Source organism: Dermatophilaceae bacterium Sec6.4 (genome assembly GCA_039636865.1).
In the GTDB taxonomy this organism is placed as follows: domain Bacteria; phylum Actinomycetota; class Actinomycetes; order Actinomycetales; family Dermatophilaceae; genus Allobranchiibius.
In genome coordinates, this window is sequence record CP144172.1 from 873,777 (window position 1) to 887,002 (window position 13,226).

Annotated in this window: 14 protein-coding genes; 10 read left to right on the plus strand and 4 right to left on the minus strand. The window is 66.8% G+C overall.

Annotation, left to right across the window (positions count from 1 at the left end; translation table 11 throughout):
* The first annotated feature begins 29 nt into the window (after positions 1-29).
* Positions 30-1,565, plus strand: coding sequence for an aldehyde dehydrogenase family protein (locus V3G39_04285; GenBank protein XAS77274.1), 1,536 nt, complete (start codon positions 30-32; stop codon positions 1,563-1,565).
* A 42-nt stretch (positions 1,566-1,607) separates the two neighbouring features.
* On the opposite strand, the gene V3G39_04290 is transcribed toward V3G39_04285, so the two are convergent.
* Together V3G39_04290 and V3G39_04295 are read right to left on the minus strand one after the other, a co-directional pair.
* Positions 1,608-2,192: a superinfection immunity protein gene (locus V3G39_04290; protein ID XAS77275.1), complete on the minus strand. Its 585-nt coding sequence runs from the start codon at positions 2,190-2,192 to the stop codon at positions 1,608-1,610.
* Positions 2,193-2,293: 101 nt separating this feature from the next.
* A complete protein-coding gene (locus V3G39_04295; GenBank protein XAS77276.1) occupies positions 2,294-3,082 on the minus strand; it encodes an exodeoxyribonuclease III in 789 nt (262 codons plus the stop codon).
* 78 nt (positions 3,083-3,160) lie between these two features.
* Between V3G39_04295 and V3G39_04300 the strand changes: the two genes are divergently transcribed.
* The 4 genes from V3G39_04300 (at position 3,161) to V3G39_04315 (ending at position 5,755) form a co-directional block, all read left to right on the plus strand.
* Positions 3,161-3,943: an SDR family oxidoreductase gene (locus tag V3G39_04300; GenBank protein ID XAS77277.1), complete on the plus strand. Its 783-nt coding sequence runs from the start codon at positions 3,161-3,163 to the stop codon at positions 3,941-3,943.
* A gap of 40 nt (positions 3,944-3,983) precedes the next feature.
* Positions 3,984-4,541, plus strand: a complete 558-nt coding sequence (gene pyrE, locus V3G39_04305; protein ID XAS77278.1) for an orotate phosphoribosyltransferase — start codon at positions 3,984-3,986, stop codon at positions 4,539-4,541.
* A gap of 11 nt (positions 4,542-4,552) precedes the next feature.
* Complete coding sequence (locus V3G39_04310; GenBank protein ID XAS77279.1) at positions 4,553-5,245, plus strand: CbiX/SirB N-terminal domain-containing protein; 693 nt, start codon at positions 4,553-4,555, stop codon at positions 5,243-5,245.
* A 162-nt stretch (positions 5,246-5,407) separates the two neighbouring features.
* Positions 5,408-5,755 (plus strand): hypothetical protein, encoded by a 348-nt coding sequence (locus tag V3G39_04315; GenBank protein ID XAS77280.1) that lies wholly within the window; start codon positions 5,408-5,410, stop codon positions 5,753-5,755.
* Between the two features lie 33 nt (positions 5,756-5,788).
* Here V3G39_04315 and V3G39_04320 read toward each other — a convergent pair whose 3' ends face one another.
* Positions 5,789-6,331 (minus strand): helix-turn-helix domain-containing protein, encoded by a 543-nt coding sequence (locus V3G39_04320; GenBank protein XAS77281.1) that lies wholly within the window; start codon positions 6,329-6,331, stop codon positions 5,789-5,791.
* Positions 6,332-6,333: 2 nt separating this feature from the next.
* On the minus strand, positions 6,334-7,263 hold the full coding sequence (locus V3G39_04325) for an LLM class F420-dependent oxidoreductase (GenBank protein ID XAS78171.1): 930 nt from the start codon (positions 7,261-7,263) through the stop codon (positions 6,334-6,336).
* Between the two features lie 45 nt (positions 7,264-7,308).
* On the opposite strand from V3G39_04325, the gene V3G39_04330 reads away from it, so the two are divergent.
* The 5 genes from V3G39_04330 (at position 7,309) to V3G39_04350 (ending at position 13,179) form a co-directional block, all read left to right on the plus strand.
* Positions 7,309-8,553 (plus strand): MFS transporter, encoded by a 1,245-nt coding sequence (locus tag V3G39_04330; GenBank protein XAS77282.1) that lies wholly within the window; start codon positions 7,309-7,311, stop codon positions 8,551-8,553.
* Positions 8,554-8,617: 64 nt separating this feature from the next.
* A complete protein-coding gene (locus V3G39_04335) occupies positions 8,618-9,766 on the plus strand; it encodes a DUF5931 domain-containing protein (protein XAS77283.1) in 1,149 nt (382 codons plus the stop codon).
* Positions 9,766-10,434, plus strand: coding sequence for a response regulator transcription factor (locus V3G39_04340; GenBank protein XAS77284.1), 669 nt, complete (start codon positions 9,766-9,768; stop codon positions 10,432-10,434). Before V3G39_04335 ends, V3G39_04340 begins: the two co-directional genes overlap by 1 nt.
* Before the next feature lie 115 nt (positions 10,435-10,549).
* Entirely contained in the window at positions 10,550-12,358 is a 1,809-nt protein-coding gene (locus V3G39_04345; GenBank protein ID XAS77285.1) for a DUF2339 domain-containing protein, read from the plus strand.
* 101 nt (positions 12,359-12,459) lie between these two features.
* Positions 12,460-13,179 (plus strand): hypothetical protein, encoded by a 720-nt coding sequence (locus tag V3G39_04350; GenBank protein ID XAS77286.1) that lies wholly within the window; start codon positions 12,460-12,462, stop codon positions 13,177-13,179.
* Positions 13,180-13,226: the final 47 nt, after the last annotated feature.

A 13,226-nucleotide genomic window follows, 5' to 3' on the forward strand; every position in this document is an offset into this window, starting at 1 on the left:
CCGCCCCGAATCTCACGACGGAGTCAGTCATGACGACCACCTCTCTACCCACTGCCGACGAGCTGGCCGCAGCTGCGCAGCGAGCATCCGTTGCCTGTGGTGTCGACCCGGCATCGCTGCAGGGCAACCACGCCATCCTCTCGCCGGTGAATGGTGAGCAGCTCACCACGGTGTCCTGGAGTAATGCCGGAGACGTCGACGCCGCCGTACAGCGCGCGAAGATCGCTTTTCAGCAGTGGCGCACCGTCCCGGCGCCGGCGCGCGGACAGGTGGTGCGCCGGCTGGCTGAATTGCTGCGCGAGCACAAGGAAGACCTCGCCACGCTGGTGACGCTGGAGGTCGGCAAGATCGGCTCCGAAGCAGCGGGGGAGGTGCAGGAGATGATCGACGTCTGCGACTTCGCGGTCGGGCTCTCCCGCCAGCTGTACGGAAAAACGATCAGTTCCGAGCGTCCCGGTCACCGACTCAGTGAGAACTGGCACCCGCTGGGCGTCGTCGGGGTGATCAGCGCCTTCAACTTCCCCGTCGCGGTGTGGTCCTGGAACACCGCGCTCGCGTTGGTCTGCGGCGACCCGGTCATCTGGAAGCCGTCGGAGAACGCCGCTTCGTGTGCGCTCGCGGCCGCCGCGCTGCTCGACCGTGCGATTGCGGACTGCGACGCCCCGGAGTACCTGAGCCAGGTGCTGATCGGTGGATCAGAAACCGGGCAGGCGCTCGTCGATCACCCAGACGTGGCGTTGGTCAGTGCCACCGGCTCGTCACGGATGGGGCGCGTTGTCGGACCGCGTGTTGCGCAGCGGTTCGGGCGGTCTCTGCTGGAGCTCGGCGGAAACAACGCCGCCATCGTGACGCCGTCGGCCGATCTGACTCTGACCACGCGCGGCATCGTCTTCTCCGCGGCCGGCACCGCCGGTCAGCGCTGTACGACGATGCGCCGGGTCATCGCACACGAGAGCGTGATCGACACGTTGGTGCAGCGGCTCGCTGACGCCTACGGCAGGCTGCCGATCGGTGCGCCGACGCAGCCCGGCACTCTCGTCGGCCCGCTGATCAACAAGGCGTCCTACGACGCGATGCAGGAGGCGCTGCAGGTTGCAGTCGCGCAGGGCGGCGAGATCGTCGCGGGTGGCGGCCGCAGGCTTGCCGATGACGCGCCGGATGCCTACTACGTGCAGCCGGCCATCGTGCGGATGCCGCGGCAGACACAGATCGTGCAGCGGGAGACGTTCGCGCCGATCCTCTACGTGCTGCCCTACCGCGATCTGGCTGAGGCGGTTCGGATCAACAACGACGTACCGCAGGGCCTTTCATCGAGTATCTTCACGTCCGACCAGGCGGAAGCCGAGCGGTTCCTGGCTGCCGACGGATCGGACTGCGGCATTGCCAACGTCAACATCGGCACCTCAGGAGCTGAGATCGGCGGTGCATTCGGTGGTGAGAAGGAAACCGGCGGCGGTCGCGAGTCCGGATCGGATGCCTGGCGCAGTTATATGCGGCGTGCCACGGCGACGGTCAACTACTCCGGTGAGCTACCGCTCGCCCAAGGTGTGGAATTCTCCGTCTGATCCGATGAGTCACCGGGTGCCACCGCGGGCTCTACAACAAGCTCAGCGGTGGTAGCCGGGGCCGTACTGGTGGTTCTGCTGGATCATCACAACTGGCTGCGGTTCGGATGAGCAGGCCATGACCAGCGCGACGACCCAGCCGATGAACGACCAACCCAGGAAGAAGTTCAGTAGCCCGATCGCGCCCTGGTTGGACTTACCGCGCGTTGCGGCTACCGCCCAGGGCAGCATGTACAAGAACGTGAAGACCGCGACGATCCACGCGACCACGACGAGCGCCCCATTGGGTGCCGGCCGCACCAGCGTCGTGGTGGAGGAGTACGACGGGCCGTAGGCCGGCTGCTGTGGGTGGTTGACCGGTGGCTGCCCGTAGCCGTTCACGGGTGGGCCGCCGTACCCCTGCGGATTCTGGTAACCCTGGTGCTGCTGCCTGCCATATCCCTGCTGTTGGGCGGGGGGCGCGTACCGGATCGGCGGTGCTGACGGGGGAGCGGACTGTCCGGGGTAGGGGCGTGGCGCCGGTTCCGGCAGATTCGAGGACGGCTGCCCCGGCTTCGACGGGTGCCCGGGCATTGCCCGGGTGTCCGGTCGCTGCGGGATGGATCGGGTGTTGTCGTCGTCGCTCATCGAAGTCCCCTGCGGTAGTGGCGGTCCCCGAACTGTAGGCCACCGCGCGTAGCAGCGGCCGGTACGAGCGCACTCGGGCAGTCGGCTGAACCGGCTGGGTCTCAGTTCAGGTCGACGATGACAGGTGCGTGGTCGGACGCGCCCTTGCCCTTGCGTTCTTCGCGGTCGATCGATGCGCCGGTCACCCGGGCGGCGAGGGCGGGGGAGCACAGAGCGAAGTCGATGCGCATGCCCTGCTTCTTGGGGAAGCGCAGCTGCGTGTAGTCCCAGTAGGTCCAGGTGCGCGGCTCGGCGGTGTGCGGGCGTACTACATCTGCGTACCCCGCGTCGATCATCGCCTGGAACGCTGCCCGTTCAGGTTCGCTGACGTGGGTCTTGCCCTCGAACAATGACGGATCCCACACATCGTCATCGGTCGGTGCGACATTCCAGTCGCCGGCCAACGCGATCTGCGCCTGCGGGTCCTCCACCAGCCAGCGCACGGCATCGACGCGCAGTTTCTCCAGCCAGTCCAGCTTGTAGTCGTAGTGCGGGTGTCCGAGCTCGCGGCCATTGGGTACGTAGAGCGACCACACCCTCACCCCGCCGCACGTCACGCCGAGTGCGCGCGCCTCGGGCACGATCGGGTCGCCGTACCCCGGCATGTCTGTGAAGCCGATCTGGACATCCTCGATCCCGACACGGGAGATGACGGCCACGCCGTTCCACTGGTTGTAGCCGACCTCCGCCAGCTCGTACCCAGCAGCCTCCAGCTGCATCCGGGGGAACTGGTCGTCGCGGCATTTGGTTTCCTGCAGCATCAGCACGTCGAGGTCGTGTCGCTCCAGCACCCCCACCACGCGGTCGATACGGGAGCGGACGGAGTTGACGTTCCAGGTAGCAATACGCACGGTCCCAACCCTAGATGCCTACCTTCGATGAAGTGAGTCACGCCAGATCCACCCCTGCTCTGCATAGACTCCGAACTCATGAGCAGTCCACGCAAGACCGCACTCGTCACCGGAGCCAGCGCGGGGATCGGTAAGGCGTTCTGCAGCCAGCTCGCCGCGCGCGGTTACGACCTCATCGTGGTTGCCCGTTCCACGGACCGGCTGGAGCAGCTCAAGGCCGACCTGGAGAAGCAGCACCAGATCAGCGTCGAGGTCATCACCGCTGACCTGACCGACAGTCTCGATGTGCAGAAGGTCGCGTGGCGGCTTTCCGAGCCGCGTCGGGCAGTCGATCTGCTGGTGAACAATGCGGGCTACGGCTTGAAGAAGCGTTTTCTGGACAACGACGTGCAGGACGAGATCACCGCTCTCGACATCCTCGTGCGCACAGTGATGGTCCTGTCGCACGCGGCTGCCGGCTCGATGAAGGAACGGGGGCACGGAGCGATCATCAACGTCTCATCGGTTGCCAGTTTCATGGCGTCGGGCACCTACGCCGCAGCGAAGTCCTACGTGACCGTGTTCTCCGAGTCGCTGGCCGGAGAGCTGGCCGGCACCGGCGTCACCGTTACTGCACTATGTCCCGGATTCACCCGTACCGAGTTCCACGAGCGCGCTGGAATCAACCACCAGGGCAGCCCGGATTTCATGTGGCTGGAGGTCGACCGGTTGGTTCGGGACTGCCTCTCGGACGTGGACAAGGGCAAGGTCGTGTCAGTGCCCGGTCTGCAGTACAAGATCATCACCACGCTGCTGCGGGCCGCGCCGCGCCCCCTCATCCGCGGCGGTCGACTCGCCAAGACGCACCGCCCGCAGAAGTAGCATCCGCCTGCCCCTGATTACTGAACTAAACTCGCCCACCGTGACGCACTCTGTGGAAGTCGACCGACACAATCTGCTGCAGGAGATCCGCGAACGTGCGATTGTGCGCGGCCGGGTAACTCTGTCCTCGGGCAAAGAAGCCGACTGGTACCTCGATCTGCGGCGCATCACGCTGTCGGGTCAGGCCGCCCCGATGGTCGGTCGCGTCATGCTCGACCTGACTCGCGAACTCGCCTTCGATGCGGTCGGCGGGCTGACGATGGGCGCGGACCCCGTGGCGACGGCGATGCTGCATGCGGCATCCGCTGACGGTCAGTCGGTCGATGCCTTCGTCGTCCGCAAGACCGGCAAGGCGCACGGTTTGCAGCAGCGCGTGGAAGGGCCCTCGATTCAGGGTCGACGAGTGCTGGTCGTCGAGGACACTTCCACCACGGGTGGCTCTGCCCTGGAGGCGGTCGAGGCTGCGCGCGAAGCCGGTGCCGAGGTAGTCGCCGTCGCCGTCATTGCCGACCGCGCGACCGGCGCCGCCCAGCGCATCGAGGCTGAGGGCGTGCCCTACCTGTGGGCCTACGGTCTGCAGGATCTCGGTATCTCCTGATCACTACGCAGATGCCGCCCCTTGTGCTGTGTGCGCACGGCACGGCGAATGCTGCCGGGCAGCAGGTGGTGCTCGACCTGGTCGCACTGACCCGAGCTGAGTTGCCCGGCACGCGGGTCGAGGCGGCATACGTCGATGTCCAGAGCCCCGGCCCCGGTGAGGTGGTGTCCGGTCTGTACGACGCCGCCGATCCACCGGTCATCGTGCCGCTGCTGCTGTCGACCGGTTTCCATGTCGAGGTGGACATCGAGGAGGTCGTGCAGGCCTACCCCGGAACGTTGGCAACCGACGCGCTCGGGCCGTCGGCGCTGATTGCCGACCTGGTGCTCGACCGGCTGGCAGAGGTAGGTGCCATGTCGACCGATGCGGTCGTTTTCGCGGCGGCCGGTTCCAGTCGCGCCCGCGCAGCGCGCGATGCCGAACAGGCTGCGGGGATGGTCCGTGCACGACGCCCTCGCGACGCCGCGCCGTTGATGCTCGGTTACGGGTCGGCGAGCTCACCGACCGTGCCCGAAGTCGTAGCTCGGTTACGCGAACGGGGAGCGCAACGGGTCGTCGTTGCCTCCTATCTGTTGGGCCCCGGCCACTTCCACGACAAACTCCAGCATGCGGGCGCCGACCTGGTGACCGCACCACTGGGCGCTGATCATCGAATAGTCGCCCAGGCCATCGCCCGCTACCTCGCTGTCCTCGCTCAGGTGTAACCAGCCCGCCGGTCTGCTTCCACGTTTCGGTCGCTGGCGGCCCAAATGCCGCGCCGACGTGTCAATACGCCCCACGTTTGCGCCGCCGGCGGCGCAAACGTTGTATCACCCGCAGGGCTGGAACCCGAGGAAACGGTCAGCATCGGCGCGCATAATCTCGGCGTGCAGTTTCCTCTGGTCAACCTCGGCGCGGCCCTGCTGCTGATCACAGCCGCCGTCCTGGTCCTGGGCGACATCACCTACCAGGCCCAGCTGACAAAAGTCAGGATCCAGTTGGACCCGGACGAGGACATCGCTGCCGCGAGCCAGTATCGGCGCTCCGGCGCGCGCCGCGGCCCACAGCGGTCTCAGCAGCACGCGCTCGAAGCCCGGTTCCGAGACGATCCGCAACGGTGGCTGCGGTACACCTCAGCGCAATCGCAGATAGCTGCCTGGAACTGGATCGGGGTCCTGTGCGCGATGACTCTGATAGCTGCGATGGTCTGGTTCATCGACGCATACCCCGGCTGACAGGTTGCCCGGTCCCCTGGTGCAGCGCCGAGGTCAGGGCCCGGACGACTGCTCACCGGGGGCGTTGATCCAGACGATCCGGCGCCTCTCGGTGGCCTCATCGTCCAGCATGTCCCGGTCGCGGAAATTCTGTAGCAGTTGCGAGATCTGGGCGTTCAACTCATCGTTCGCCCGCTCGGTCAGCGCGATCGTCGACCGGTACATCGTCAGAGAGTCGTCGGAGCCGATGTTGCTGGTAGCGGATTTGACGAATCGCTGCAGCAGCGTCTGAGCCTCGGCAGCAGGTAATGATCCGTCGGTCCCGGAGATGTCGAAGCCGTCGGCGGTTTTACGCCACGGGCGGGTCCGACCGTCCACAGAATCGACGCGCTCGACCATCCCGTACTTCTCCAGCGCCCGTAGGTGGTAGCTCATCGCCGACGGGGTGATGTTGCACTGCGCGGCAGCCTCGGTCGCGGTGAGCGGTCGCTCGGTGGATAGGACGTCCTCGATGAGTCGCTGGCGTACCGGGTGCGCGAGCGCGCGGAAGGCCCCTACGTCATCAAGTTTGCGGTAGGTGCGCGGCTGCCTTGCCATGCTCAATCGACCTGCGGCAGCACGTCGGAGGCAATGACCTCCAGATGATCCAGATCGTTCAGGTCCAGCATCTGCAGATAGACCCGCTGGACGCCTTGCTCTGCGAAGGTGCCCAAGGTGTCGATCAGTTCGTCGGGTGTCCCCGCGAGTCCGCTATCGCGTAGCTCGTCCACGTTCCGGCCGATGGCCGACGCCCGACGTGAAAGATCCCCTTCGGTTCTACCGCAGCAGACGACCTGCGCCGCCGAATAGGTCAATTCATCGGCGTTCCTGCCGTGCGCGGCGCATGCAGCGCGTACTCGGGCATACATCTGAACGGTGTCGGACAGGCTGGCGAAGGGCACATTGAACTCGGTGGCGTAACGCGCCGCAAGTTCGGGCGTGCGTCGTTTCCCGTGTCCGCCGATGATGATCGGCATCGGATGCTGCACCGGCTTCGGCAGCGCTGGCGAATCACTGATGCGCACGTGTTCGCCGTCGAAGGAGTAGCGCTCGCCGAGCGGGGTGCCCCACAGGCCGGTGATGACCTCGAGGTGTTCTTCCAACCAGTCGAAGCGCTCCTTGACGGGTGGGAACGGGAGCCCATATGCGGCGTGTTCGGCAGCGAACCAGCCTGCGCCATAACCTAACTCGACCCGCCCACCACTCATCTGGTCCACCTGGGCGACGGCGATTGCCAGCGGTCCGGGGTGTCGGAACGTCGCCGAGGTGACGAGTGTGCCGAGTCGGATGCGCGACGTCTCGCGCGCCAGTCCGGCAAGAGTGATCCACGCATCGGTGGGGCCCGGTAGGCCGTCACCGTCGCCCATTGTCAGGTAGTGGTCGCTGCGGAAGAAGGCGTCGAAGCCCAGTTCTTCAGTAGCTCTGGCTACTCGCAGCAGATCGTCGTAGGTCGCGCCCTGCTGCGGTTCAGTGAAGATGCGTAGATCCATGTCGCAACTGTTGCAGATCAAGATGTGGAGCACTACCTTCATAATATGAAGCAAATGTTTCACGATTCTGTATGGCAGGTCCGCGACTTCCGTCGGCTGGCGCTGGGTCGCTCTGTGGCTGCAGCGGGCACCGGCCTGGTCACGGTCGTGCAGCTGTTGAGGGCACATGGGGGCGGGCCGGACGTCATCATGCTGTTGTTACTGGCCGAGGCAATACCTCCGATTCTTTTCGCGGGCCTTATCGGACAGATTGCGGATCGGCGCGATTCCCGGTCGGTGCTTGCCATCGGCATCGCGGCCCAGACGGCTGCGTGCCTTCTGCTGGCAACGAATCCGAATCTTGCGCTGACCTGCGCAGCGATGGCGTGCCTCAGTGCGGGTGCGGCTCTGTCCGGTCCAATCTGGATGGTGCTGGTGCCCATGGTGGTCGGCGAGCGACGGGTCGGTGCTGCAATTGGTGGCCAGCAGGCTCTCAGGGCGGCTCTCGCCCCACTGGGAGCAGGCGCTGGTGGGCTGCTCTTCTCGGGGGTGGGCACGGGTGTCGCGATGCTGGTGTCGACTGCGTGTTATCTGCAACTCGGTGTCGTGGCATTGCGGCTCGGCGTGCGACGGCGCGGTGAACCGGGTGTCGCATCGACACCGTCGTCATCGGTGCGGTCCCGCCTGCAGCGCTCCCTGGTTCCCGACCTGTCGCTGCTGCGCCGGGACCGGTTCGTCTGGCGGCTCACCCTCAGTGTTGTGCCGTTGATCGTGGTCGTCCAAGGCGTCAACGTGCTGGAGGTCTTATTGGCCAGAAACGACATCGGGGTCAGTGCTGCGCAGTTCGGTGCCTCTGAGGTCGCGGCGGGAGTCGGCGCGGTCCTCGGCGCGGGCGTCGCGGGACGGGTCGTCGGGGCGCAGGGGCGCGGCTGGAGCATTCTGGGTGGGTTCGGTGCGTGTTCAGCCGCGATCGGGGCACTCGGCGCGACGCGCACCGTCGGCTGGTACTTCGCGTTGCTCGTGATCGTCGGCTTCGGGGCAGGGGTGGCAAATGCCTGCTTCGGGGCCCTGTTCATCGGCCGTACGCCCGCTGCAGAACGGGGCCGGGTGTCGGCGTCCATCAACGGCCTGATGTTGACGGCGGCCACCAGCTCGATTGCGCTCGGCGGTGTCTGCGGTGTGCTGATCGGCGTGCGAGCGTCATTTGTGGCAGCCGGTCTCGCCGGTCTTGCGGTACTCGCCGTCGCAGCAGCCTTCCTACCCCGCACCCCGACCACTGCGCACACCCCGTCGCTCACACCCGCCCACTGAGCGATTGGGACGAGCAGGTGGATCTGCACCGTGCAATCTGGCGCGCCGTGGTAGACCCTGGGTCGTGAGTACTCACCGCGCGGAGCCGCAGCTCGGCGGCACCCTGCCGATCTGGCGGGCCGCACAGATCTTCCGGGTCGCGACCATGGGCTACGCGCTCGGCGTGCAGATCGTCCAGGACAAGCACTACGACCACGTACCGCTGAGCTGGGTGATCATCGGGGCCCAACTGCTGTGGTCGGCCTACCTCGGTGTCGAGTATTTCTTCGTGCGCACCCGACGCACCCCGCTGGTCGTGGCCGAGGTCGTAGTCACGATCCTGCTGATCCTGAGCACCCGTCTCGTCGTCCCGCACCACTTCTATGTGCATCAGCAACCGCTGCCCACCTCGTTCTGGGTAGCGAACGCCGTCGTTTCGGTGGCCCTGCTCCGCGGCCGGATGGCGGGCCTGATTGCCGGCCTGGTGCTCGGCGTCATCGCTCTGGCGGGGCTGAATCAGCTCGGAAACTGGTTTTACGACGCAACGTTGCCGATCATGGGCACCGTCGGGCTCGCAATCGGGGCGGGCGCCTACATCGCGCGCAGCGCACATACGGAGCTCGAGGCCGCGATCCGTATCCAGGCGGCGACGGACGAGCGGGACAGGCTGGCCCGCGAGGTGCATGACGGCGTACTGCAGGTACTGGCCCTGGTGCGCCGCCGTGGCCGTGAGATCGGCGGTGAGGGTGCCGATCTGGCGAAGCTCGCCGGCGAGCAGGAGGACGCGTTGCGGGTGCTGCTCAGCCGCGCCCGGTCAGTACCGGATCAACGAACCGACGCAGGTGGTGTCGACCTGCGCGATGCAGTCCGTGCCGTGCTTCCGGCGAGCGCGACATTCGCGGCGCCCGCCGACCCCATCGAGGTGAGCGGTCATCAGGCTGACGAGCTGGTGGCGGTGGTACGCGCCGCTCTGCACAACACCCAGCAGCACGTCGGGCCGGATGCCGTGTCCTATGTGTTGTTGGAAGACCTTGGCGGCGAGCTGGTCCTCACGGTTCGCGATGACGGTCCGGGCATCCCGCAGGGTCGTCTCGCGCAGGCTCGTGCACAGGGACGGATGGGCGTTGCGGATTCCATCGAAGGCCGTGTCCGGGCCCTCGGCGGCACCGCAGTGCTGGAGACTGGGCCCGACATGGGCACTGAATGGGAGATCCACCTGACCAAGGGGAGTTGATGAACGACAACGCTGCGATCACGGTGATGGTGGTCGACGACCACCCCATGTGGCGTGACGGGGTCAGCCGCGATCTGGCTGCCGCAGGGTTCGATGTGGTGGCGACCGCCGATTCGGTGGCCGCCGCAAGAAGGCGCGCTGCCGCGACCAGACCCGCGGTCGTGCTGATGGACATGCATCTGCCCGATGGCACCGGCGTCGAGGCGACGGCAGCAGTGCGGGAGGTATCTGCGCACACGCACGTACTGGTGCTGTCCGCATCCTCCGAGCGCGACGACGTCCTCGAGGCGATCAAGGCCGGCGCGGGCGGTTACCTCGTCAAGAGCGCGTCGGCCGCCGAACTCATCGATGCCGTGATCCGCACCTCGCAGGGCCAGGCCGTCTTCACCGCCGGTCTGGCCGGTCTCGTACTCGGTGAATACCGCCGGACCGCCAACGAACCCGACGGCTCGGCCGACCCCGCAAAGCCCCGCCTGCCGGCCCTCACGGAGCGCGAGACCGAAGTACTCCGGCTGGTTGCCAAGGGACTGTCCTCGCGCCAGGCCGCCACCAGGCTCGGCATCAGTCACCGCACGGTGGAAAACCATGTGCAGGCAACGCTGCGCAAACTGCACCTCGGAAATCGGATCGAGTTGACCCGATACGCGTTGGAGCAGGGGCTGGACTGAGGTCATCGACTCGGGCCTGCAGGTAGTGGAGGCTGGACTACCTGAGTAGAAGTACCCACCCTGATTGAGTAACTGTGCGGATCTGGAAAATGCGCACATTCAGCAGGCTGGGGGCATGAACACACCAACCCCCTCCCCTTACTCAGATCCGCGTCACGCACCGCCGGTCGGCCCCCGCCCACCGGCGGTTCCCTATGTGCGGGCCGGTCAGCCGCAGAACCCGTACGCCCAGCAGGAACGCAACCCTTACGCCCAGCAGGCCAACTTCCAGCAGGGTGGCGAGCCCCAGTGGCGAGGCCCCCAGCAGCCGCGGGGCCACGTCCCACCTACCCTGCCGCGCAATGTGGCGCCCACCGAGCCGCGGACCCCTTGGTGGCAGCGCGACGGCGTCATCAGCAAGCTTCTTGCTGGTCTCGGTGTATTCATCACCCTTATCGGTGTCGTGATGATGCTGGTGCTCGCCGCACAGGCAGGTTTCTTCGGCCCCGCTGCCCGGGTCGGTGCGGGCGCCACGCTGTCGATTCTGCTGATCGCGGGCAGCACCTGGCTCTACACCCGTGAGGGCGGCCGCACCGGCGCCATTGCGTTGGCAACCACCGGCTTTGCCGGCCTCTTCGTGGTCGTGGTCTCGATGACGAGCTACTACCACTGGCTGCGCCCCGCCACTGGCCTGGTCGTCGCCGGTTTCATCGCCGTCGCCGCGGTCGCTCTCTCGACCTACTGGCGCTCCCAGCCGATGACGATCATGGCCTTCGCCGCAATCGCCGGTCTGGCTCCGTTCATCACGCAGGGCGTGACCCCCATGCTGCTGGGCTTCCTGCTCCTGCTGCAGGCCGCCGGCATCGCGCCGGAGAAATTACGCGGCTGGACGGCTGTCGCCCCGGTCCGCACCGTGCCCGTGGTCCTGGCGTTGCTCGCCGCCCAGCTCGGGGAATTGGACGGTTCCTTCCAGCTCCGCCTTGGCGCCGCCGCGGCATGCGCGCTGCTTGGCCTGGTGTCTGCCCTCGTTCACATCGACAAGGATGAATGGGCAACCGCCATCGTGTATGTCGTTGCTTCGCTGCCGATCGTGGTTGCGCTGCCGACCCTCGAGCGTCCCTACAGCATCGTGGCCGCAGCTCTGGTCGCAGTCCTGACCATTGTCGCGATGGTCGTTGCTCGACCGCTCGGCACTGTGACGATGTCCGCCGGTGCCGTCATTGCCAGCTTGGCTGCGCTCGCGGCCTGTGTCTCCACCACCCGCGGACACCTGCTTCCGGCCATGATCGCGATCGTCGCACTCGGCCTGTTGTCGGCCGCACACCAGCAGCGGTCGCTGCCGGTATGGGGGATCGGGGTGTTGTTCACCGCCATCGCCGCCCTGGTCCAGGTAGCTCACCTGCGGGTATCGGTCATCGCCGATTCGACCTACGCCGTGAACACTGTCGGCGCGCTCGATGCAATCTCGGGCCTGGCCGTGGCGGCAGCAATACTCGCCATCCTGTGGTCCGCCCGGCGGGTTCTGCCGGCCAGCGCCCAGGTGCCTGCCCTTGTCCTGGCCCCGCTGCCCGGCCTCTGGAGCGTTCTGGTTTCACTCCTGTCCGCCGGGGTGGCAATCGGCGGACTTGATGGATACCACGCAGCGCAGTTGCTCATCTCCGCCTTGCTGATGGCCGCAGCGATGGTCGCCCTGAACGCCGGGCTTCGTCCCGAGAGCAACACCGGGGCCTGCACGGTCGTCGGCCTGGCCCTGGTGGCCGGCGCGCTGGCCAAGCTGTTCCTCTACGACCTGGCCGCCCTGGACGGTCTGATCCGCGCCGGTTCATTCATGGCCGTCGGTCTGCTGCTTCTGGCAGCCGGCACCCGATACGCCCAGGCGGTCGCCCGCCGTACCCGGACTGCGCCTGCCGCTGAAGGGACGGCAACGAATCAGCCGATCGGCTGAGCGAAGACCCGTGGGAGGGGGAGCACAGGGCCGGTGACCATTGGGTCACCGGCCCTGCTGTGTGGTGCGGGGGCTGCGTTGTTGTGCGGCAGGATCAAGGGGTGACGAGCGACGTGCTGGAGCAGCTGACCGGGTTGGGTCCGTTCTTCGCGCTCGACTCACATCAGTCTGCGTGCACATCGCCGTGGCAACCCCTGGCATCGTTGCTGGAGGCTGCGATGCTCGAGCGCCGCACCGCGGTTGTCGCTCGAAGTCTGGCCTCTGGGGCGGGGCTCGATCCCGAGCAGGTAGAGGCACGGGTCGCCGGCTCGGTGTCTCAGCTGGGTTTGATGGCACGCCTGGTGGCGCCGTGGCTGGGTCTGGCGGCCCTTGGTTCGCCACCGCCGATGCAGCTGGCCGATCTGCGCTGGATTCCAGCGGCTGGTAGCGGGTTTGCACTGTCGATGGACTCAACGGTGCTCCGGTCGGGGCGCACCTTGTCGCTGGCGGATTCGGTGGTGGTGGTCACCGAGGCGCTGCTCGCGCCCGTGGTGCAGGCGATCGGCGGGTCACCCCAGGTGCTGTGGGGCAATGTCGCGTCGGCCGCCAACGGGGCGGTGTCCGCGTCCCGCTCTACGCGGCCGGACCTGACCGCAGCAATGCGGCGCGCAGCAACGGTGCTTATCGAGGCGCTGCCGCTTGCGCAGATGTACACCGGCGAGGTCGGAGGGGCCGGCTTCAGGCGCCGTAGCTGCTGCCTGCTCTACCGGGTGGGCGCCGCCTCACCCCGGGCGGTGTGCGGCGACTGCGTGCTGATGCGGCGTGGCCCGCGATTCACCTGATGTCTATCGCGGGGTCCTGCTCCAGGACCGCCGGGTAGTCCCTTCCG

What these genes read in the sequence shown, in the direction of transcription:
- V3G39_04320 (XAS77281.1), bottom strand. Translation starts at nt 6,331, where the DNA reads ATGGCAAGGCAGCCGCGCACCTACCGCAAACTTGATGACGTAGGGGCC.
- V3G39_04330 (XAS77282.1), top strand. Translation starts at nt 7,309, where the DNA reads ATGAAGCAAATGTTTCACGATTCTGTATGGCAGGTCCGCGACTTCCGT.
- V3G39_04300 (XAS77277.1), top strand. Translation starts at nt 3,161, where the DNA reads ATGAGCAGTCCACGCAAGACCGCACTCGTCACCGGAGCCAGCGCGGGG.
- V3G39_04310 (XAS77279.1), top strand. Translation starts at nt 4,553, where the DNA reads ATGCCGCCCCTTGTGCTGTGTGCGCACGGCACGGCGAATGCTGCCGGG.
- V3G39_04345 (XAS77285.1), top strand. Translation starts at nt 10,550, where the DNA reads ATGAACACACCAACCCCCTCCCCTTACTCAGATCCGCGTCACGCACCG.
- V3G39_04290 (XAS77275.1), bottom strand. Translation starts at nt 2,192, where the DNA reads ATGAGCGACGACGACAACACCCGATCCATCCCGCAGCGACCGGACACC.
- V3G39_04285 (XAS77274.1), top strand. Translation starts at nt 30, where the DNA reads ATGACGACCACCTCTCTACCCACTGCCGACGAGCTGGCCGCAGCTGCG.
- V3G39_04340 (XAS77284.1), top strand. Translation starts at nt 9,766, where the DNA reads ATGAACGACAACGCTGCGATCACGGTGATGGTGGTCGACGACCACCCC.
- V3G39_04325 (XAS78171.1), bottom strand. Translation starts at nt 7,263, where the DNA reads ATGGATCTACGCATCTTCACTGAACCGCAGCAGGGCGCGACCTACGAC.